Here is a 19990-nt window from a genome sequence, read left to right as displayed (position 1 = left end):
CGGATTGGCCCATGTCGGTACGGTTAAGAATCATTGCAGCGATCAAGCAGATTGCGGACGAGCAGAAGGTCAAGCTGCCGCCGCTGACCGACGAGCTGACGTTGCACGAGACCGGCTTCGACTCGCTCGCTTTCGCCATCCTGGTCGCCCGTCTCGAGGACGATCTCGACGTCGATCCGTTCACCCTGTCCGAGGATGTGACGTTCCCCAACACGATAGGCGACTTCATCGGGGCCTATGAGAATGTCCCCGCGTGAGATCTTCGCCCTTCGCGACCATCTCGGGGCGGCGCTGACCGAGCGGACGATCTCCGATCCCGGTCACGTCCTATCGCTCGCCGAGCTCTCGCGCGGAAGCTGCCTCCGCGGCCGCAGCGCAGAGCTCAACGGACGTTCGGTGCTGCTGGCGACGTCCGGTCAGTTGCTCGCCGGCTTGGCGCTGATCGAGATCGACGGCGTCGCACGGCGCCTGCTGTTGTGTCCGCCGGATCTCAAGGGCGAGCATCTCGCCAGCATCATCGCCGATGCGGACATCGACGTCATCGTGACCGATGAGGTCCAGCGTTTCGACGCCTGCGGCGCGGATCTCGTGATCGAGGTCGCCTTGCCGCAGCCTTCTGCCGAGGTGGTGCAGACGGTGCGCGCCACCGAATGGCTGATGCTGACATCAGGCACGTCGGGCGTGCCGAAGATTGTCGGGCATACGCTCGAGGGCCTGTGCGGCGCGATCATCGGCGACCGCCCCGTACCTGGCGAAGCCATGCCGGTGTGGGCGACCTTCTACGACATTCGCCGCTATGGCGGCCTGCAGATCTTCCTGCGCGCCATCGTCGGCGGCGGCTCGATGGTGCTGTCGGATCCCGGCGAGGGGCTCGCGGACCACATCGCGCGTCTCAACGCGCGCGGCGTCACTCACATGTCCGGAACGCCGTCGCATTGGCGCAAGCTGCTGATGAGCGGATCGGTCGAAGGCTTTACGCCGCGCTATGTGCGTCTCTCCGGCGAGATCGCCGACCAGGCCGTGCTCGACGGATTGAAGCAGGCATTTCCCGACGCTTCGATCGGTCATGCCTACGCCTCGACGGAGGCCGGCGTCGGCTTCGCGGTCAATGATGGGCTGGAGGGTTTTCCTGCGACGCTGCTCGGCGAAGGCCGCGGGGCCGTCGACATGAAGGTCGTCGACGGCTCGCTGCGCATCCGCTCCAAGCGCGCCGCGCACGCCTATGTCGGACGCGCTGCCGCCGCCCTGACCGACACCGATGGTTATGTCGACACCGGTGACATGGTCGAGCAGCGCGGCGATCGCTACTACTTCGTCGGACGCCGCAACGGCATCATCAATGTCGGCGGGCTCAAGGTCCATCCCGAAGAGATCGAAGCCGTGATCAATGGCCATCCCGAGGTGCGGATGTCGCGCGCCAAGTCGCGACGCAGCCCGATCACCGGCGGCATCGTCGTCGCCGAGGTCGTGCTGACGGCGGATGCCGATCCGGCGCGGAGTGAGACGGTCCGCAATGAGATCCTCGCCGCGTGTCGCGCGCGTCTCGCGGCCCACAAGGTGCCGGCGATGATCCGCGTCGTGCCAGCGCTCGACGTCACTCCGGCCGGCAAGCTGGCGCGCGCCGATGCATAATGTTCTCGTCACCGGCGGCAGCCGTGGCATCGGGCTCGCCATCGCGCGCAGGCTCGCGGGAGCGGGCTATGACGTCATCGCGGTGGCCCGCCGGGAGAGCGACGAACTGCGCGCCGCGATGGCCGAGTTCAGCGCCAGCAGCGCCGGCATTCATTTCCGCGCCTGCGACCTCAGCATCGTTGATGAACTACCGGCCTTCGTGAAGTCGGTGCGCGACGAGTTCGGTCCGCTCTATGGTCTCGTCAACAATGCCGGTCTCGGGACCGAGGGCCTGCTCGCGACCATGCACAATTCGGAGATCGAGGCGCTGGTGCGGCTCAACGTGCTGGCGCCGATGATCCTGACGAAATACGTCGTTCGCCACATGATGGCAGCGGGCGAGGGGCGGGTGATCAACATCTCCTCGATCATCGCCTCTACCGGCTACAACGGCCTGTCCGTCTACGGCGCGACCAAGGCGGCCGCCAACGGCTTCACGCGCTCGCTGGCGCGCGAGGTCGGCAAGGTCGGCATCACCGTGAACGCGATCGCGCCGGGCTTCATCGCCACCGAGCTGACGCAGAGCATGGACGAGGAGCAGCAGCGGCGCATCGCCGGCCGGAGCGCGTTGCGGCGGCTGCCGGAAACCGATGACGTGGCGGCGATGGTTGAATTCCTGCTCGGCGACGGCGGGCGCAATGTCAGCGGCACCGTGCTGACGGTCGACGCAGGCAATACCGCCTGAGGCCATTTGCGGCGATCGGTCGCTCTCGCCGTTGATTTCGCTCAAGCGTCCGACGGGCGGCAGCAGCGATAGTGCCGACGCAATCCGGAACCGGTATCCATGTTCGAGCGCATTCTGCGGTGGACCCTCGTCGCAATCGCAATCGCGGGCCTCGCCGCGGGCGGCCTCGCGCATGTGCTCGGTCGCCCCGATCTTGCCGGGATCGCGTTCACGGCCTCGACCGTTCCTGTCATCCTGGGGCTGATCGTCTCGATCGTCCGCGATTTCCTGGCCGGCCGCATCGGCGTCGACGCGATCGCGCTGGTGTCGATGAGCGCGGCGATCATCCTCGGCGAGCCGCTGGCCGGCGCTGTCGTGGCGCTGATGTATTCCGGCGGCAACGTGCTGGAGGACATTGCCGTCGCCCGCGCCGAGCACGATCTGCGCGCGTTGGTCGATCGCGCGCCGCGCGAGGCGCATCGCCGCCGGGGCGACGAGATCGACAACGTTCCGATCGCCAGCGTCGCGGTCGGTGATCGCCTGATGGTCCGCGCCGGCGAGATCGTCCCGGTCGACGGCATGGTCGAAACAACCATCGCCGTCGTCGACGAGTCGGCGCTCACGGGCGAGCCCATCCCGGTGATGAAGACGCGCGGGATGGCGATCCTGTCGGGATCGGTGAACGCCGGCGACACGTTCGAAATGGCCGTCACGGCGACCGCGGGCGAAAGCACCTATGCCGGCATCGTCAAGCTGGTGACGACGGCCCAGACCGCGAAAGCGCCGTTCGTGCGGCTAGCCGACCGCTACGCGCTGATCTTCCTGCCCGTAAGCCTCGCTATTGCGGGGGCCGCCTATTTGGCCTCGGGCGATCTGATCCGGAGTCTTGCCGTGCTGGTGGCGGCAACGCCGTGCCCGCTGATTCTCGCCGCACCCGTCGCTTTCATTGCGGGCGTGGCGCAGGCGGCCCGAAGCGGCATTCTGGTCAAAGGCGGCGGCAAGCTCGAGGCGCTCGCGCGTGCCCATACCGTGCTGTTCGACAAGACGGGCACGCTGACCGTCGGCGGCGCGCGGCTGCTCTCGGTCGACGCGGCACCGGGCGAGGACGCCGATGCGGTCCTGCTGCTCTGCGCATCGCTCGAGCAGGCCTCGCACCACGTGGTGGCGCACGCGATCGTTCAGGCCGGCCAAGCCCGCGGGCTGAAGCTGAAGGTGCCCGAACAGGTCAGGGAGACGATGGGCTCGGGCCTCGAAGGGCTGATCGATGGCCGCCCTGTGATGGCCGGCTCGCGCGACCTCGTGCTCGGCAGCCGCACGCCGCCGGCTTGGGCGGCGCGCGCGATCCGCCGCGCGTCATGGCGTTCGGCCCTGATCGTCTTCGTTGCGATCGAGGGGCGCCCGGTCGGGGCGCTGCTGCTGGCGGACGAGCTGCGCGCAGACACGCCGCGGGCGATCCGCTGGCTGCGCGAGGCCGGCATCGCGCGCATGGTCATGGTGACCGGGGACCGCGCCGCGGCCGCCCAGGCGATCGGCGCGGCGCTCGACCTCGACGCCGTGCTGGCGGACCGTGTCCCCTCCGACAAGGTGGAGGCGGTCAGGAGCGAGCAGCGGCTGCATCCCACCATCATGGTCGGCGACGGCATCAACGACGCCCCGGCGCTGGCCTGCGCCGACGTCGGCATCGCGCTCGGCGCCCGCGGCGCCAGCGCCTCGTCGGAAGCCGCCGACGTGGTCATTCTGGCCGATCGGCTCGATCGGGTCGGCGAGGCGATCGTGATCGCGCAGCGCGCCCGACGCGTCGCCCTGGAGAGCATCTTCGCCGGCATGGGCCTGTCGTTCGTCGCGATGGGGGCCGCCGCCTTCGGGCTGCTGCAGCCGGTACCTGCGGCCCTGGTCCAGGAGGCCATCGACGTCGCCGTCATCCTGAACGCGCTCCGCGCTCTGTTCCCGGCTGGACGCAGCAAGGCCGGCCGGATCACGGCCGAAGACGGCCGAGGGCTCAGGCATGATCACCAGGCGCTGCTGCGCGGCCTCGATCGCCTGCGCTCGATTGTCGATGCGCTCGACGAGGTCTCGCCCGACGGCGCCGTGGCGCTGATCATGGAGGCAAACGGCGTGGTGCAGGACAAGGTCGTGGCGCATGAGCGCGACGACGAAGGATCGGTCTATCCGAAGCTCGCGCGGCTCCTGCAGGAGAGCCATGGCCTGTCGGCGATGAGCCGGGCGCATCGCGAGATCCTGCATCTGGCGCGGCTGCTCGGCCGGCTGGTCGAGGATCTGCCGTCCGAGCATGTGGACCGCTATCTGATCCGCGATGCGCAACGGGTGATCGAGGCGATCGAAACGCTGGTGCGCATGCACACGGCGCAGGAGGACGACATCTATGAGGCCGTGGTGGCGCGCTCGGCCGCCTGAACCGTTCGCGTCAGCCCGGATGCCGCGGCAGGTCGATCCGTTCGTTGGCAAATTCCGCAGGACCTTCGATCAGGCGGCGGATCCGCCGCTGGCGCTCCTCGGCCGACAGGCTCGGATCGAGCATCCGATCGATCAGCCGGATCGCATTCTGCTCGATGGCGACGGGATCCCGTGACGTGGGCTGCCCGGCTGCTGCCGGCCGCGATGCATGCAGGCCGATCGTGAGCAACTGGCCGATGGCGTCGGAGCGTGTCATCTGGTGAGCCTCCGCCCAGGCGTCGATCTCGGCGGTGAGCTCCTGGGACAGCTTTACCGCACTCACCGCATCATGTCCCAGCCGGACGGCCGGGCTGTGATCCCTGCGGACGTCGGAGAATGGCGTCATGTGTTTGCCGGACGTCATCTGCCTGTTGATCATATCAGCCTAAAGTATGCGGGAGGGACTGGGATTTGATTTCGATCAAGGACGTCCTAAGAAAGCGGCCTCTCGCGGCGGTTCCGCCGCCGGATGCCACGCGTGTCGCTGCTGCCAGGCAGGCCACGGAGCTTAATACTGCAGACAGTCAGCAAGCCCATGCGATTCCTCCACACTTTCCAAGTCTATGATTTCCTCGACACGCTCGTCAGCCTGTTCGCAGCTTTCGTGCTGGGCACGCTGATCGGCGCCGAGCGGCAATACCGGCAGCGCAGCGCCGGCCTGCGCACCAACGTGCTGGTCGCCGTCGGCGCGGCCGCCTTCGTCGATCTCGGCAACCGCCTGACCGGTGCCGACGGCGCGGTGCGGATCATCGCCTATGTGGTGTCGGGCATCGGCTTCCTCGGCGCCGGCACGATCATGAAGGAGGGCATGAACGTCCGCGGGCTCAACACCGCTGCGACGCTGTGGGCATCCGCCGCGGTCGGCGCCTGCGCCGGCGCCGACCTGATCGCGCAATCCGTGGCGCTGACCGTGTTCGTGCTGGCCGGCAACACGCTGCTGCGGCCGCTGGTCAACGCGATCGACCGCATCCCGCTCAATGCGCAGACGTCGGAGGCGAGCTACGAGATCGTCCTGACCACCGACGGGCTGCGTGCCGCCGAGCTGCGCGAGGCGCTCGACGAGCGGCTGGAGGCGGCCAAATACCCGGTGCGGGAGACCGAGGTCGTCTATCGCTCCGAGGACATCGTCGAGATCGTCGCGACGCTGGTGCCGCTCGCGGTCGATACGGTCGATCTCGACCGCGTCGTGTCCGAGCTGGCGAAGCTCGCCGGGGTCCGTCATGCGACCTGGAACGTCAGGGCGCTGGTGTGACGGCATTGCCGGACCAGCATCGCCGCACCGGCGGCGGGGCGCTCGCCACACCTCGTGGCTGCCGGCCGCCGGCGGCCGTGGCAAGCTCCCCACCCACGTCATGGTTCGATATCCCCTGCATCGCTCATCGCGCCCATGCGAAAGTTCCATGTCGCGCCTGAACCATCGCTGAATGCAGCGCCGTCAGTCGTCAGGCGTGCGGCAGCTCCATCGTCAGTGCCCGCCGCGGGCGAAGATCTCATAGAAGCCGAGCACGATCTCGCAGGCGATCAGGATGACGACGATGACCTCGAGCCGCAGCGAGCGCTTGGTGTCGATGATGTCGGCGAGCGTGGTCGCCGTCTCGGCGATCACCGCGAGCTTGCGGTTGAGGGTGTCCTCGCGCTCTTTCAGCTCATACTCGTCCTCGAGCCGCGCATAGAGCCGCTCCAGATCTGGCCGGTCCCACAACACGTCCGGCTTTTCGCCGACGGCCACGCGGCCGGAGACGCGGTGCTGCACCAGCAGCGCCTCGCCGAGCAGCTTGAGCATCGCCACCCGGCTCTTCGATGTTCGTCCCAGCATCGCCAGCTCGCGCGCGAACGGCTCGATGGTGTCGAACACGTTGGCGATCTCGCGCTCGCTGCGGCCGAGCACGACGCTCTTCGCCAGCGCATCGGCGACGATGAGCAGTCGCTCCAGCGACAATTCCTTGACCAGGACCGGGCCGCCGACCGGGATCGGCTCGTCGGATTCGCGCGCGACCTGGACCTTGGCCGTCTCTTCCTCGTGGGGCGCGATCGGGCCGAACAGCCGCGCGCTCAGCCGGTCGAGGAAGTTGATCTCCTCGGCCACCGACAGGCCGATGAAGACGACGACGCCGTAGCGGAAGACCACGGCAACTCCCGTCTCGCCGATGCGGACCGCAAGCGGCGTCGCCGACAGCACCTGGCCTTCGAAGCCGGCGGTATTGATGCGGTCCGCGATCTGGAGCGCGCGGGCGGCGAGTTGTGGAACGGGGGAGGAGTCGGCCATGATGGTGAAAGGCTAGCACGTCGAGCCCGACAGAACGATAACGCGGCGCAAGCCTGGCGACACGTCCGTTGCCGAATATCGCTGCCTGAACCCGCTTGACAGGAAGGAACGTAGCTCCTCATTGGACGCGCACCCCGGATGGATGCCTCTCGATGTCGAAGACCAGTGCTGCGGACTACTATGCCTCGATCCCGGTGTTTCGCGGCTTCGCGCGCCTGATGGAGCCGCAGCTCTACCAGCCGGTGCCGGACGACTGGCTGATCGGCACGGCCGACATCGTCGAGTCGACCAAGGCGATCGCCGACAGGCGCTACAAGGCGGTCAACATGGCCGGGGCGGCGGTCATCGCCGCGGTCACCAATGCCTTGGAGGGGCGCGAATTCCCGTTCGTGTTCGGCGGTGACGGCGCCAGCTTCGCCGTCAGCCCGGATGACGAAGCGGCCGCGCGCGAAGCCCTTGCCGCCACCGCGACCTGGGTCAGGGAGGATCTCGCTCTCGCGATGCGCGTCGCGCTGGTGCCCGTGACGGCGATCCGCGCGCAGGGGCTCGACGTCCGCGTGGCGCGCTACGGTCCGTCGGCCAATCTGTCCTATGCGATGTTCGCGGGCGGCGGAGTGGGCTGGGCCGAGGCCGCGATGAAGCGGGGCGAGTTCGCGATTCCCCCGGCGCCGTCCGGTGCGCAGCCCGATCTGTCCGGACTCTCGTGCCGCTTCGAGGAGATTCCGGCGGCGCGCGGCGTCATCCTGTCGGTGCTGGTGCTGCCGGCTCCCGGCGCGGATGCGCAGGCCTATCGCAAGGTGATCGAGGAGATCATCACCCTCACCGAGCGCAGCCCCGATGCCGGGCGGCCGGTGCCGGCCGGCGCGCCGGCGTTGCGATGGCCGCCGCAGGGATTTGGCTACGAGGTCCGCGCCGCGCGCGGACCGCTGTTGTCGCGCTGGGCCCGCGTGCTCGGACGTACGCTGTTCGTCTATGCCGTGATGCGGTTCAACATCAGCATCGGCGGCTTCGTGCCGGATCTCTACAAGCAGCAGGTGGTCGAGAATTCCGACTTCCGCAAATATGACGATGCGCTGCGCATGATCCTCGACTGCACCGACGAGCTCGCGCAGGAGCTGGAGCGCCGGCTCGGCGCGGCGGCTTCGCGCGGCATCGTCCGCTACGGGCTGCATCGGCAAGATGCCGCGATGATGACCTGCTTCACGCCGTCCGCGATCCGGCCGGATCACGTCCACTTCATCGACGGCGCGCGAGGCGGCTACGCATCGGCTGCGACCGCGCTGAAGGCCGCGGTCGCCTGAGAGTGATCAGCGCGCGCGGGTCCAGGTCTCGCCGCCGCACAGCGATCCGACGCAGCCTTCCACCTTCAGCGTATCCAGGCCGGAGACGGAGATGTGGCTGGTGTAGCTCTGGCCGTCATCGGCGTTGTAGATCTTGCCGGACCATTTGTTCGGCCCCTCCGAGTGAACGCCTTCGAACAATTGCAGGCCGATGATCGGGCGGTTGGCCAGCGCGCGATTGGGATTCTTGTTGTCGACGGCCGGCTTGCCGGTGTCGGTGTCCATCGGCTCCTTCAGCCACACGACGGTGCCGCAGAGATTGGCGCCGCATTTGGCGACCTTGATCCTGGCGTCGCCCGCCTGGGTCAGCCAGGTGCCGGTCGGATCATCGGCGGCCAAAGCGGGCTGCGCCATCACGACGGTCGCCAGCGCAAGACCAGCCAAACGCAATTTCCAAATCATCTTACCCCCGTTGAAGCCGCGTTTCCATAACAGCAAACGGCGCAGTTGCAATCGCAGAGGAGCGGTTGTCCAAAGCGGGATCATCACGATCAGGTGCATGGCTGCCGAGCCGTCTCAATTCCTTGTTCGGTTGTCTCATGCATGTGCCGGGAAATGGTTTTGATTGCGGCAACAAACTCGGCTGTCGTCCCGGCCCTTGAGCCGGAATCCATACCCCCAGGGAGCGGTTCGAGACGCGCCGGCGATTGGCTTTTCGCATCTCGCGTCGCCGCCGCGTATGGGTCCTGGATCGGCGCCATGCCGCGCTGGCGCGCGTCACGGCTTGTCCGGGACGACGACGGCGGGTGAGGCGGTTTCACGGTTCAAACAGCGATGGACATGGCTTTGCAGTCTCGCGGCGCATCGCGCCCGAGGTCTGCGATCAGTTCGTCCCTCTCGAAATGCAGAGGGCGCAGGGAATGCCGGGTGAAGGCCTCACCCATGGCCCGCCTGCGAAAAGAATGCAGGCGGCAGGTACCACAGGCAAAGCCGATTCAACCGGCATTCCCTGCGCGACGGTCTTCACGCTTATACGCAGTCTCCCTGGTGCGCCGGGCTTGTTGGCCACCATCCCCAGCGCCATGCGTGAGCATTGCGCCAGGTTGACACCAGCTTCGGGGTGTCAGGACGCTGCGACTTCACGTCCGCGTGCTACCGTTCGTCCGCACGCCGATAAGCATGCTGCGGCAGCAACGCGGCCATCGCATCCCCACCTCGCGTGTCGTGACGATCGCCCGCTACGCCCCTCTGCGGTGAGGCGGGATGCCGGGATACAAGCATGATTTCTTGAAAAACGCAAGCGAATTATTTTTTTCGGAATACGGGGCCATGTGCTCCGCTGTCGTCCCGGCCTCGAGCGGGGACCCATCCTCCGCAGCGGACATCATGGGCAAAGTGCCATGACCAGCGTGCCTCAAACGTCTGCCTGGGGGTAGGTCGTCCCGGATCTGCGCGCGCGTACCGCGCGCTTGTCCGGGACGACAGGGGAGAGCGGCCTCACCACGGCAATCCGCAGAGATCGATGGTGCCGCGGGTCGGCGCAGTGCGCTTGACGTCGTGCACGAGCGCAGACAGCGTGTCGAAGCGGATGCGGCCCTGGTCGGGCTGCTCGGCGTAGACGTCGCCGTCGAACGGGATGAAGCCCCTTGCGCCGTAGAAGGCGATGCGATCCGGCGCGCAGAACAGCACGGCGTAGTTGATCGAGTCTTCGTGCCGCAGGGTCTGGATCGCGGCGTTGAGTCCCACGGTGGCCAGGCCACGATTGCGCACGTCCGCGCGCGTCAAAACGCCGCCGATGCCGCCGATGTTGACGTTCTGCCCGTTCCATTTCACCAGGCGGCGATAGATGCCGACGTGGCAGAGCAGGTCGCCGCTCTCGTCTTGCACCAGCACGCGCAGATCGGCATGCGCAAAAGTGATACCTGCCCAGGGTAGGCTCGCGACCACCTCGGGCGGCCAGATCGCGTCATACAGCGGCTTCGCCAGCGGCCAGGACGTGTCTCCATTCAGGACCTCGATCTCGATGCTCATCAAATCGGCTCGCTTTTTCCAGAATCACGGTGTTTTACGGCGTCGGAACCTTCTATAAGGAGGTCCCGTTAAATCCCGTCTTCTCACAAGTTGCGGAACCGACCCCATGACCTTTACGCTCCCCCCTCTGCCCTACGCCTATGAAGCCCTCGGCCCCTACATGTCCAAGGAGACGCTCGAGTACCACCACGACAAGCATCACCAGGCCTATGTGACCAACGGCAACAATGCGATCAAGGGGACCGAATTCGAAGGCAAGTCCCTCGAGGAGATCGTCAAGGGCTCGTTCGGCAAGAACCCCGCCGTGTTCAACAATGCCGGCCAGCATTTCAACCACATCCATTTCTGGTCCTGGATGAAGCCGAACGGCGGCGGCTCCAAGCTGCCCGGCCGGCTCGAGAAGAAGATCGACGAGGATCTCGGCGGCTTCGAGAAGTTCAAGGCCGACTTCGCGGCCGCCGGCGTCGGCCAGTTCGGCTCGGGCTGGTGCTGGCTCTCGGTCAAGAACGGCAAGCTCGAAATCTCCAAGACCCCGAACGGCGAGAACCCGCTGGTGCACGGCGCGACCCCGATCCTCGGCTGCGACGTCTGGGAGCACTCCTACTACATCGACTATCGCAACCGCCGTCCCGACTATCTGAAGGCGTTCGTCGAGAACCTGATCAACTGGGATTACGTCGACGAGCTCTACGGCAAGGCGATCTGATCGCTGACGCAAGCAAGTGACCAGGGCGGCGGCTTCGGCTCGCCGCCCTTTTTCATGGCAAGGCTTTTGACGAGGGCGATCCTTGCAAGAGCGGCGCCCTTGCGGCAAGAGTTTTGCTCCATTCGCGACGAGGGCAGGGCATTCCGTCTCTCGATGCGGTCTGCAGGTAAGGTCCCGTGAATCAACTGGTCGGATTTCTTCTCGTCTTCTTCGGCGGCGGCTGCGGCGCCTCGCTACGGCACGCGATCAACATGGCCAGCGCCAAGGCATTCGGGACGGACTTCCCGTACGGCACCTTCATCATCAACATCACCGGCTCCACCGTGATGGGTCTGATCGCCGGGTATCTCGCCTTCAAGGGCGGCGCGCCCCAGCATTGGCGGCTGTTCCTGATGACCGGCATTCTTGGCGGCTACACCACGTTCTCGGCGTTCTCGCTCGACACCGCGCTGCTGTATGAGCGGGGCGCGTTGGGACTGGCTGCGGTCTACGTGCTGGGGTCGGTGGGGATCTCGATCGCCGGCCTGTTCGCCGGCCTGGCGCTGGTGCGGTATTTCAGCTGACGCGCTGGTTGACGCGAGGCGGTCTCTCTCCGCCGTCATTGCGAGCGCAGCGAAGCAATCAGAATCCCTCCGCTTGGGCAGCCTGGATTGCTTCGCTGCGCTCGCAATGACGGGGTGAGACCACGACCTCCGATGCCACAAACGCCCCGCCTGCGGTGGACAGCGGTGATGTTATAATGTAACATCATGACGAAATGACGCAGTCTGCCCTCGATAGCCACGGCCATTCGCATGCGCACGGGCACAGCCATGGTCACGGTCATGCCCACAGCCACGGTCCCGCGGCGCCGCATCCGGCGCAGCCCGCGCCGTGGTCGATCCTGCGCATGCCGGTGACGACGCGGCTCGGCGCGGCGCTGGCGGCGAGCGCGGTGCTCTGGCTGATCGTCTGGCTGGCGATGCGATGATGACGGCCATGGTCCAGCTGCAATTCCGCGACGTGACCCTGGGCTACGACCGCCACCCCGCCGTGCATCACCTTACCGGTGAGGTCGCGACAGGGGCGCTGCTCGCCGTGGTCGGCCCCAACGGCGCCGGCAAGTCGACGCTGTTTCGCGGCATCGTCGGGCTGTTGAAGCCGCTCGCCGGCACCATCGCCGCGGCCGGCCTGAAGCCGCGCGAAATCGCCTATCTGCCGCAGATCGCCGATATCGACCGCTCCTTCCCGATCTCGGTGTTCGATTTCGTCAGCACCGGACTGTGGCGCAGCACCGGCATGTTCGGCGGCATCGGCGCGGCCGCGCGCGAGAAGATCGCGCAGGCGATCGCGGCCGTCGGCCTCACCGGCTTCGAGGGTCGCGGCATTGGCACGCTCTCGGGCGGCCAGATGCAGCGCATGCTGTTCGCGCGCGTCCTGCTGCAGGATGCCCGCGTGATCGTGCTCGACGAGCCGTTCAATGCGATGGACACGAAGACCTCGGCCGACCTGTTGCAACTGATCGAGCACTGGCATGGCGAGCGGCGCACCGTGCTGGCGGCGCTGCACGACATGGACATGGTGCGCGCGCATTTCCCGCAGACCCTGCTGCTGGCGCGCGAGGCCGTGGCGTGGGGACCGACGGCGGAGGTGCTGACCGCCGATAACCTGTCGCAGGCGCGTCGGATGTGCGAGGCGTTCGACGATGCCGCCGCGCCCTGCGTGCCGGCGCAAGCCTCCAAGGCGGCATGATGCTGCGCGAGGTGCTGTTCGCTCCGTTCTCGGATTTCGAGTTCATGCGCCGCGCGCTCGCCGCGGTCATCGCGCTGTCGCTCGGCTCCGGACCGATCGGCGTCTTCCTGATGCTCAGGCGCATGAGCCTGGTCGGCGACGCCATGGCACATGCGATTCTTCCCGGCGCGGCGATCGGTTTCCTGCTGTCGGGTCTCAATTTGTTTGCGATGACGACCGGCGGCCTGATCGCCGGCTTTGCCGTGGCGCTGCTATCGGGCCTCGTCTCGCGCTCGACCGGGTTGAAGGAGGACGCGTCGCTCGCGACCTTCTATCTGGCGTCACTGGCGATCGGCGTCACCATCGTCTCGGTCAAGGGCACCAACGTCGATCTCTTGCACGTGCTGTTCGGCAACATCCTGGCGATGGACGACCCGACCTTGCTGATGGTCGCGACCAACGCCACCATCACGCTTGTCGTGCTCGCCGTGATCTACCGCCCGCTGGTCGTCGAGAGCGTCGATCCCTTGTTCCTGCGCACCGTGAGCCGGGCGGGCGCGCCGGCGCATCTGATCTTCCTCGCCCTGATCGTCGTCAACCTCGTCAACGGCTTCCAGGCGCTCGGCACCTTGCTCGCGGTTGGCCTGATGATCCTGCCGGCGGGGATCGCCCGGTTCTGGTCGCGCGACGTCACGCCGATGATCTGCATCGCGGTCGCCTCTGCGATCGTCTCCGGCTATGTCGGGCTGGTGCTGTCGTTCCAGACCCGCATTCCCTCGGGGCCTGCGATCATCCTGGTCGCGTCCTTGCTCTATCTCGGCTCGGTGCTGTTCGGACGCGTGGGCGGCGTGCTTCCGCAACTGTTTCCGGGACGCCACCTCGAAGCCTGAAGTCGATGCCCATGAAACGCCTGTTGCCCACCCTGAGCCTGCTGTTTGGCCTTGTTCTGATCGTCCCCGCATCGGCCGAGACCCGGCTGAAGGTCGTCACCAGCTTCTCGATCCTCGCTGACTTCGTCCGCCAGGTCGGCGGTGACAAGGTCAATGTCGCCTCGCTGGTCGGGCCGGACAGCGACGTGCACGTCTACACGCCGACGCCGCATGATGCGAAGGATGTCGGCGCCGCGCAGCTCCTGATCGTCAACGGCCTCGGGCTGGAGGGCTGGCTGCCGCGGCTGCAGCAGGCCTCCGGCAGCAAGGCGCCGATCGTCGTCGCCACCCAGGGCATCACCCCACGCAAGCGCGGCTCGGATGCCGATCCGCATGCCTGGCAGTCGGTCGGCAATGCCAAGGTCTATGTGAAGAACATCCGCGATGCGCTGGTCGCGGCCGACCCCGCAGACGCGGAGGTCTTCAAGGCCAATGCGGAGCGCTATCTCGGCGAGCTCGATGCACTCGACCGCGAGGTCCGCGCCGAGATCGACAAGATCCCGGTCGAGCGGCGCAAGGTGATCTCGACCCATGACGCCTTCGGTTATTTCGCCGATGCCTATGGCGTCCAGTTCATCGCCCCGCTCGGCGTCTCCACCGAGACCGAGCCGTCGGCCCGCGACGTCGCCGAGATCATCCGCCAAGTGAAAAAAGCCGGGATTCCGGCCGTCTTCCTGGAGAATTTCAACGATGACCGGCTGGTCGGCCGGATCGCCGCCGAGACCGGCGCGAAGATCGGCGGCACGCTGTATTCCGATGCCCTGAGCGAGGAAAAGGGTCCCGTTCCCACTTACATTGCCATGGTCCGGCACAATATAAGGGCTCTGACGAGCGCGCTGGTCCGTTAGGGTTCTCGAGCCCTCGCGGTAGTGCGCTTTTGAGCCATTTTCGACGCGATCTGAGGTTTTCGGAGTGAGCATGTCCGACGCGAGCAAGACACCAGTGACGGTCCTGACCGGCTATCTCGGGGCCGGCAAGACCACGCTTCTGAACCGCATCCTCTCGGAAGACCACGGCAAGAAGTACGCCGTCATCGTCAACGAATTCGGCGAGATCGGCATCGACAACGACCTCATCGTCGGCGCCGATGAGGAAGTGTTCGAGATGAACAATGGCTGCATCTGCTGCACCGTGCGCGGCGATCTCGTGCGCATCATCTCCGGCCTGATGCGCCGCAAGGGCAAGTTCGACGCGATCATCGTCGAGACCACGGGGCTCGCCGATCCGGCGCCGGTGGCGCAGACCTTCTTCGTCGACGAGGACGTGCAGAAGAACGCGCGGCTCGACGCGGTCGTGACGGTGGCCGACGCGAAGTGGCTCTCGGACCGGCTCAAGGATGCGCCGGAGGCGAAGAACCAGATCGCGTTTGCCGACGTCATCGTGCTCAACAAGACAGACCTCGTCACCAAGCCGGAGCTCGCCGAGGTCGAGGCGCGCATCCGCGCCATCAACCCCTACGCAAAGCTGCATCGCACCGAGCGCTGCCAGATCGCGATCTCGGATGTGCTGGAGCGCGGCGCGTTCGATCTCGACCGCATTCTGGAGATCGAGCCGCAATTCCTCGAAGCGGGCGACGATCACGATCATCACCACCATGATCACGACCACGGCCATGATCACCATCATCATCACGATCACGGCCTGAAGCACTATCACGACGAGGAGATGCAGTCGCTGTCGCTGCGCTCCGACAAGCCGCTCGATCCGTCGAAATTCATGCCGTGGCTGCAGAACCTGGTGCAGACCGAGGGCGGCAAGATCCTGCGCTCCAAGGGCATCCTGTCGTTCCAGGACGATGACGACCGCTACGTCTTCCAGGGCGTGCACATGATGCTCGAAGGCGATCATCAGCGGAAGTGGAAGCCCGACGAGGCGCGCCAGAGCCGCGTCGTCTTCATCGGCCGCGAGCTGCCGGAAGACGCCATCCGCGAAGGCTTCGAACGCTGCATCGTGACCTGATGACGTCGTTCGACCAGGGCGGCGAGGCCGCATCGATCGTCTCCGTCACCGACAAGGTGAAGCCGGTCTCGCTCGGCATGGCCGTCACGGCCGTGCACTATCTCGGCGATCGCGCCGCCTTCGTCGGCACCGAGGAGAGTGTCGCTGTCGTCGACGGCGACGGCGAGATCAGCAAGGTGGATGTCACCGGCGGCGGCATCCTGTCGGCGGTGTCGGACGGATCGCGCATCCTGATCGGCGGCGATGACGGCAAGGTCTCGTCGCTCGACAAGGCGGGCAGCGTCAGCGTGCTCGTGACCGATCCGAAGCGGCGCTGGATCGACAACGTCGCCCTTCATCCGGATGGTGCGATCGCCTGGTCGGTGGGCAAGACCGCGTTCGTGCGTCAGCCCAAGGGCGAGGAGAAGTCGCTCGAGGTGCCGTCGACTGCGGGCGGACTTGCGTTCGCGCCGAAGGGCCTGCGGCTCGCGATCGCGCACTACAACGGCGCCACCTTGTGGTTTCCCAACATGGCGGGCGAGCCGGAATTTTTAGGCTGGGCCGGCTCGCATCACGCCGTCACCTTCAGCCCGGACAACAAGTTCCTGGTCACCGCGATGCACGAGCCGGCGCTGCATGGCTGGCGGCTCGCTGATAGCAGGCACATGCGGATGACCGGCTACCCCTCGCGGGTGAAGTCGATGTCCTGGGGCAGCGGCGGCCGTTTCCTGGCGACCTCGGGTGCCGACATGGTCATCCTCTGGCCGTTCGTCGGCAAGGACGGCCCGATGGGCAAGGAGCCGGCGATGCTGGCGCCGATGAAGGCCAAGGTCACCGCGGTCGCCTGCCATCCCAAGCAGGACATCCTGGCCTGCGGCTACGAGGACGGCACCGTGCTGATGGTGCGGATGCAGGACGGCGCCGAGATCCTGGTGCGGCGGAACGAGACGCCGCCGATCGTGGCGCTGGGCTGGAATGCCGCGGGAACGTGGCTCGCTTTCTCCGATGAAAGCGGCGAGGCCGGGCTGCTGCGGCTCTGATGAGGCACTGGGGCGCAGACCCCGATGGAACCTCGCAGGCGCGTGACCGTTGTTCCGCACACATAGGATGCGGATGATAAGCCATGGCCTCGATCAACAGCAAACAGACGTTGCGCCGGGACATGCTGCTGGCGGCGGGCCTGTTCGTCCTTGGCGTGCTCGTGGCCGTGGTCTCGCTGACCGAGATCAAGGCCAATCACCTCGACCAGGTTGCGCAGGCGACGCCCTCGGCCTCGCCTGAACCGTCAGCGACCCCGGCCGAGTCCAAGCCCGGCGGCACGCGCCCGACGACGCCGGCGCCAGAGCCCGCGCGCCCTGACGTGGAAGCTCAAAAGGAAGGCGCCAAGCCGGCGCTGCCGCCGGCCCCGGCCGAGAAGATCGCGCCGACGATGGAGCGGAAGTAGCTCGCTGTAGCAACGGCAGAGCGCGAGAGAGTTCGCGTGCTGCTTCCACGTCGTCATGCCCGGGCTTGTCCCGGGCATCCACGTCGTTCAACTGCGCGGCTTCGTGGATGGCCGGGTCAAGCCCGGCCATGACTGAGGAGCGAGTGCGGCCCAGCCAGTCATCGCACCAGGATGTTGCGGAACTGCCACGGATCGGACGTGTCGATATCCTCCGGGAAAAGCCCCGGGCGGTCGTTCAGCGGGGTCCAATCCGTGTAATAGCCCTTCACCGGGCCGAGATAGGGCGACTGGATCTCGAGGCAGCGGCGGAAGTCCATCTCGTCGGCCTCGACGATGCCGGCGGTCGGGTTTTCCAGCGCCCACACCATGCCGGCGAGCACGGCGGATGACACCTGCATGCCGGTCGCGTTCTGGTACGGCGCGATGCGGCGGGTCTCCTCGATCGAGAGCTGCGAGCCGTACCAATAGGCGTTCTTGCCGTGGCCGTAGAGCAGCACGCCGAGTTCGTCGATGCCGTCGACGATCTCGTTCTCGTCGAGGATGTGCCACTTCCCCTGCATCTTGCCGGTGGCGCCGAAGATCTCGTGCAGCGACAGCACCGCGTCATTGGCCGGGTGATAGGCGTAGTGGCAGGTCGGGCGGTACACCACCTTGTCGCCGTCGCGCACGGTGTAGTAGTCGGCGATCGAGATCGACTCGTTGTGGGTCACCAGGAAGCCGTATTGCGCGCCCGGCGTCGGACACCACGAGCGCACGCGGGTGTTGGCGCCCGGCTGCAGCAGATAGATCGCGGCGCCGCAGCCCTCGCTGTGGCGGCGGCCGTTCTCCGGCATCCATGTCTCGTGCGTGCCCCAGCCGAGCTCGGCCGGCTGCATGCCCTCCGAGACGAAGCCCTCGACCGACCAGGTGTTGACGAACACGTCCATCGGCTTCGGATTCCTGGAGCGCTGCGTGTCACGCTCCGCGATGTGGACGCCCTTGACGCCGAGTTTCTGCATCAGCTGCGCCCAGCCCTCGCGGCTCTTCGGCTCGACGATCTCGGTCTTGGTGTCCTTGGCGATGTCGAGCAGCGCCTGCTTGACGAACCAGGACACCATGCCGGGATTGGCGCCGCAGGTCGAAACGGCGGTGGTGCCGCCCGGGCTCTTGCGGCGGGCGGCGAGCAGCGTCTCGCGCAGCGCGTAGTTCGAGCGCTGCTCGACGCCCATCTGCTTGTCGAAATAGAAGCCGGCCCACGGCTCGACGACGGTGTCGATGTAGAGCGCGCCGATCTCGCGGCACATGGTCATGAGGTCGACCGAGGAGGTGTCGACCGACAGGTTCACGCAGAAGCCCTGGCCGCCGCCTGCGGTGAGCAGCGGCACCAGCAGCTCGCGGTAATTGTCGCGGGTCACGCCCTGCTGGATGAAGCGGACGCCATGCTTCTTCGCCAGCGCGCCGTCGTCATGCGGATCGATGATGACGAAGCGGCTCTTGTCGTAGTCGAAATGACGTTCGATCAGGGGCAGGGTGCCCTTGCCGATCGAGCCGAAGCCGATCATCACGATGGGGCCGGTGATCTTCGCGTGGATCTGCGAGCTCATGAATGGTTCTCCGCGAAAGGTGCGTGGGATGGATGGATTCAGGCGGCGCGCCGCCCTCGGATGCCGCGCCGCGTTAGCGGCTGCGGCGCTTGGCGGTGACTTCGATTTCCACCTTCATCTCCGGCTTGAGCAGCGCCGCGACGACCAGCAGCGTTGCGGCGGGGCGGATGTCGCCGAGGACTTCGCCGCAGACCGCAAAATGGGCATCGGCGTCGTTGACGTCGGTGAGGTAGTAGGTCGCGCGGACGATATCGGCCATCTCGAAGCCGCCCTCCTGCAGGGCAGCGGCGATGGTCTTGAAGCAGTTGCGTGACTGGCTCGTGACATCGGCCGGCATCGTCATGGTGGTGTAGTCATAGCCGGTGGTGCCGGCGACGAAGGCGAAGTCGCCATCGATGACGGCGCGGCTGTAGCCGGCGGTCTTCTCGAACGGTGATCCGGTAGAGATCTGGCGGCGGGACATGGCGGACCTCGTGGGGGGATTTTTCGGGGGTTAAAGAGCTTTTGCTGCACCTGCGCAACCCCTGGCGGGGCGGGCAGGACGCGGCCTGCCGGCATGCCTAACGCGGGCGGGTGACGTCAGGTCCGGCGGGCGGCGTGCTGGACCAGCGCCTGACCACGATGTCGCGGACGATCATGATCCCGAGCAGGATCAGCACGAGCGTCGGCAGCAGTGTCCGCCGCTGCGGCGCTGTCGCCGCCCTGGTCTTCACGCTGCGCATCGCAGCGGCCGCTCGCGACGCGAGCGGCGGGCCTTGCGTTCGGCAGCGCCGGTCGCGACGATCATGCCCGACGCGCCGTCCAGCGCGCCTTCGACCAGCTCGAGCCCGAGCAGGCGCTCGCGCGCGAACGCGCCGGGCAGCTCCAGCGCGGCGGTCTGCGCGACCGAGAAGCCGAAGCGGGCGTAATAGGGCGCATCGCCGAGCAGGATCACGGCGCCATGGCCGCGCGACGCCGCGATCATCAGCGCGGCATTCATCAGCGCAGCGCCAACGCCGAGGCTGCGCGCCTCGGCCGCGACCGCCAGCGGCCCCAGCATCAGCGCGTCGCGTCCGCCGGCGCTGACGTGCCACAACCGCAGCGTTCCCACCAGCGCGCCGCCGCGCACCGCCGACAAAGCGAGGCCCGCGGCGGGCGCGCGTCCGTCGCGCAGGCGCTGGCAGGTGCGCTCATGGCGATTCTCGCCAAAGCACAGGTCGAGCAGCGTCTCGCGCGCTGCGACGTCGGAGGCCCGTTCGCTGCGGATCACGAACGGAGCGGCAGTCCGAGAGGGCGCAGTTGAAGGGATGCGAAAAGCGGTCATGGCACGTCAGT

At 66.8% G+C, this 19990-nt stretch carries 23 protein-coding genes; 15 read left to right on the top strand and 8 right to left on the bottom strand.

Going from position 1 to position 19990, the window contains the following annotated elements; translation table 11 throughout:
* Positions 1-11: 11 nt before the first annotated feature.
* From ACQR1E_RS26320 to ACQR1E_RS26305, 4 genes are all read left to right on the top strand, one after another.
* Positions 12-257: an acyl carrier protein gene (locus ACQR1E_RS26320; protein ID WP_434897760.1), complete on the top strand. Its 246-nt coding sequence runs from the start codon at positions 12-14 to the stop codon at positions 255-257.
* A complete protein-coding gene (locus ACQR1E_RS26315; RefSeq protein ID WP_434897759.1) occupies positions 244-1632 on the top strand; it encodes an AMP-binding protein in 1389 nt (462 codons plus the stop codon). Before ACQR1E_RS26320 ends, ACQR1E_RS26315 begins: the two co-directional genes overlap by 14 nt.
* A complete protein-coding gene (locus ACQR1E_RS26310; protein ID WP_315810637.1) occupies positions 1625-2356 on the top strand; it encodes an SDR family NAD(P)-dependent oxidoreductase in 732 nt (243 codons plus the stop codon). The genes ACQR1E_RS26315 and ACQR1E_RS26310 overlap by 8 nt, the downstream gene beginning before the upstream one ends.
* Before the next feature lie 99 nt (positions 2357-2455).
* Complete coding sequence (locus ACQR1E_RS26305; RefSeq protein ID WP_434897758.1) at positions 2456-4750, top strand: heavy metal translocating P-type ATPase; 2295 nt, start codon at positions 2456-2458, stop codon at positions 4748-4750.
* 10 nt (positions 4751-4760) lie between these two features.
* Here ACQR1E_RS26305 and ACQR1E_RS26300 read toward each other — a convergent pair whose 3' ends face one another.
* Positions 4761-5168, bottom strand: a complete 408-nt coding sequence (locus tag ACQR1E_RS26300; protein ID WP_315716524.1) for a hypothetical protein — start codon at positions 5166-5168, stop codon at positions 4761-4763.
* Positions 5169-5324: 156 nt separating this feature from the next.
* Here ACQR1E_RS26300 and ACQR1E_RS26295 point away from each other — a divergent pair, with 156 nt between their 5' ends.
* Positions 5325-6041, top strand: coding sequence for an MgtC/SapB family protein (locus ACQR1E_RS26295; protein WP_434897757.1), 717 nt, complete (start codon positions 5325-5327; stop codon positions 6039-6041).
* 213 nt (positions 6042-6254) lie between these two features.
* On the opposite strand, the gene ACQR1E_RS26290 is transcribed toward ACQR1E_RS26295, so the two are convergent.
* Complete coding sequence (locus ACQR1E_RS26290) at positions 6255-7055, bottom strand: RMD1 family protein (RefSeq protein ID WP_409977997.1); 801 nt, start codon at positions 7053-7055, stop codon at positions 6255-6257.
* A gap of 152 nt (positions 7056-7207) precedes the next feature.
* On the opposite strand from ACQR1E_RS26290, the gene ACQR1E_RS26285 reads away from it, so the two are divergent.
* On the top strand, positions 7208-8356 hold the full coding sequence (locus tag ACQR1E_RS26285) for a DUF3095 domain-containing protein (protein ID WP_315716526.1): 1149 nt from the start codon (positions 7208-7210) through the stop codon (positions 8354-8356).
* 6 nt (positions 8357-8362) lie between these two features.
* On the opposite strand, the gene ACQR1E_RS26280 is transcribed toward ACQR1E_RS26285, so the two are convergent.
* Together ACQR1E_RS26280 and ACQR1E_RS26275 are read right to left on the bottom strand one after the other, a co-directional pair.
* Positions 8363-8797, bottom strand: a complete 435-nt coding sequence (locus ACQR1E_RS26280; RefSeq protein WP_434897756.1) for a DUF2147 domain-containing protein — start codon at positions 8795-8797, stop codon at positions 8363-8365.
* 1035 nt (positions 8798-9832) lie between these two features.
* A complete protein-coding gene (locus ACQR1E_RS26275; RefSeq protein WP_315753701.1) occupies positions 9833-10366 on the bottom strand; it encodes a GNAT family N-acetyltransferase in 534 nt (177 codons plus the stop codon).
* Between the two features lie 106 nt (positions 10367-10472).
* On the opposite strand from ACQR1E_RS26275, the gene ACQR1E_RS26270 reads away from it, so the two are divergent.
* The 9 genes from ACQR1E_RS26270 (at position 10473) to ACQR1E_RS26230 (ending at position 17093) form a co-directional block, all read left to right on the top strand.
* On the top strand, positions 10473-11072 hold the full coding sequence (locus ACQR1E_RS26270; protein WP_315753699.1) for a superoxide dismutase: 600 nt from the start codon (positions 10473-10475) through the stop codon (positions 11070-11072).
* A gap of 176 nt (positions 11073-11248) precedes the next feature.
* Positions 11249-11635 (top strand): fluoride efflux transporter CrcB, encoded by a 387-nt coding sequence (gene crcB, locus ACQR1E_RS26265; RefSeq protein WP_315753697.1) that lies wholly within the window; start codon positions 11249-11251, stop codon positions 11633-11635.
* A 194-nt stretch (positions 11636-11829) separates the two neighbouring features.
* On the top strand, positions 11830-12042 hold the full coding sequence (locus ACQR1E_RS26260; RefSeq protein WP_315753695.1) for a hypothetical protein: 213 nt from the start codon (positions 11830-11832) through the stop codon (positions 12040-12042).
* A complete protein-coding gene (locus tag ACQR1E_RS26255) occupies positions 12042-12803 on the top strand; it encodes a metal ABC transporter ATP-binding protein (protein WP_315753694.1) in 762 nt (253 codons plus the stop codon). The genes ACQR1E_RS26260 and ACQR1E_RS26255 overlap by 1 nt, the downstream gene beginning before the upstream one ends.
* A complete protein-coding gene (locus tag ACQR1E_RS26250; protein ID WP_409999051.1) occupies positions 12800-13672 on the top strand; it encodes a metal ABC transporter permease in 873 nt (290 codons plus the stop codon). The genes ACQR1E_RS26255 and ACQR1E_RS26250 overlap by 4 nt, the downstream gene beginning before the upstream one ends.
* Before the next feature lie 11 nt (positions 13673-13683).
* Positions 13684-14559 (top strand): metal ABC transporter substrate-binding protein, encoded by an 876-nt coding sequence (locus tag ACQR1E_RS26245; protein ID WP_434897755.1) that lies wholly within the window; start codon positions 13684-13686, stop codon positions 14557-14559.
* A gap of 70 nt (positions 14560-14629) precedes the next feature.
* On the top strand, positions 14630-15670 hold the full coding sequence (locus ACQR1E_RS26240) for a CobW family GTP-binding protein (RefSeq protein WP_409997649.1): 1041 nt from the start codon (positions 14630-14632) through the stop codon (positions 15668-15670).
* Positions 15670-16689, top strand: a complete 1020-nt coding sequence (locus tag ACQR1E_RS26235; RefSeq protein ID WP_315716535.1) for a WD40 repeat domain-containing protein — start codon at positions 15670-15672, stop codon at positions 16687-16689. Before ACQR1E_RS26240 ends, ACQR1E_RS26235 begins: the two co-directional genes overlap by 1 nt.
* An 83-nt stretch (positions 16690-16772) precedes the next feature.
* Complete coding sequence (locus ACQR1E_RS26230) at positions 16773-17093, top strand: hypothetical protein (protein ID WP_315716536.1); 321 nt, start codon at positions 16773-16775, stop codon at positions 17091-17093.
* A gap of 158 nt (positions 17094-17251) precedes the next feature.
* On the opposite strand, the gene ACQR1E_RS26225 is transcribed toward ACQR1E_RS26230, so the two are convergent.
* The 4 genes from ACQR1E_RS26225 to ACQR1E_RS26210 all read right to left on the bottom strand — a co-directional run bounded on the left by ACQR1E_RS26225 (position 17252) and on the right by ACQR1E_RS26210 (position 19979).
* Positions 17252-18676, bottom strand: coding sequence for a homospermidine synthase (locus tag ACQR1E_RS26225; protein WP_315716537.1), 1425 nt, complete (start codon positions 18674-18676; stop codon positions 17252-17254).
* Between the two features lie 73 nt (positions 18677-18749).
* Positions 18750-19139, bottom strand: coding sequence for a RidA family protein (locus ACQR1E_RS26220; RefSeq protein ID WP_434897754.1), 390 nt, complete (start codon positions 19137-19139; stop codon positions 18750-18752).
* Positions 19140-19236: 97 nt separating this feature from the next.
* Positions 19237-19389 carry a hypothetical protein gene (locus ACQR1E_RS26215; protein WP_315716718.1) on the bottom strand — a complete coding sequence of 51 codons (153 nt, stop codon included), beginning with the start codon at positions 19387-19389 and terminating at the stop codon, positions 19237-19239.
* Positions 19386-19979, bottom strand: a complete 594-nt coding sequence (locus ACQR1E_RS26210) for a GNAT family N-acetyltransferase (RefSeq protein WP_316202670.1) — start codon at positions 19977-19979, stop codon at positions 19386-19388. Before ACQR1E_RS26210 ends, ACQR1E_RS26215 begins: the two co-directional genes overlap by 4 nt.
* Between the last annotated feature and the right edge of the window lie 11 nt (positions 19980-19990).

Origin of the sequence: Bradyrhizobium sp. HKCCYLRH1030, assembly GCF_051168395.1 — a bacterium.
GTDB lineage: Bacteria > Pseudomonadota > Alphaproteobacteria > Rhizobiales > Xanthobacteraceae > Bradyrhizobium.
Note: the sequence above shows the minus strand (reverse complement) of the source record. Positions and strands in the feature narration are given on the sequence as shown.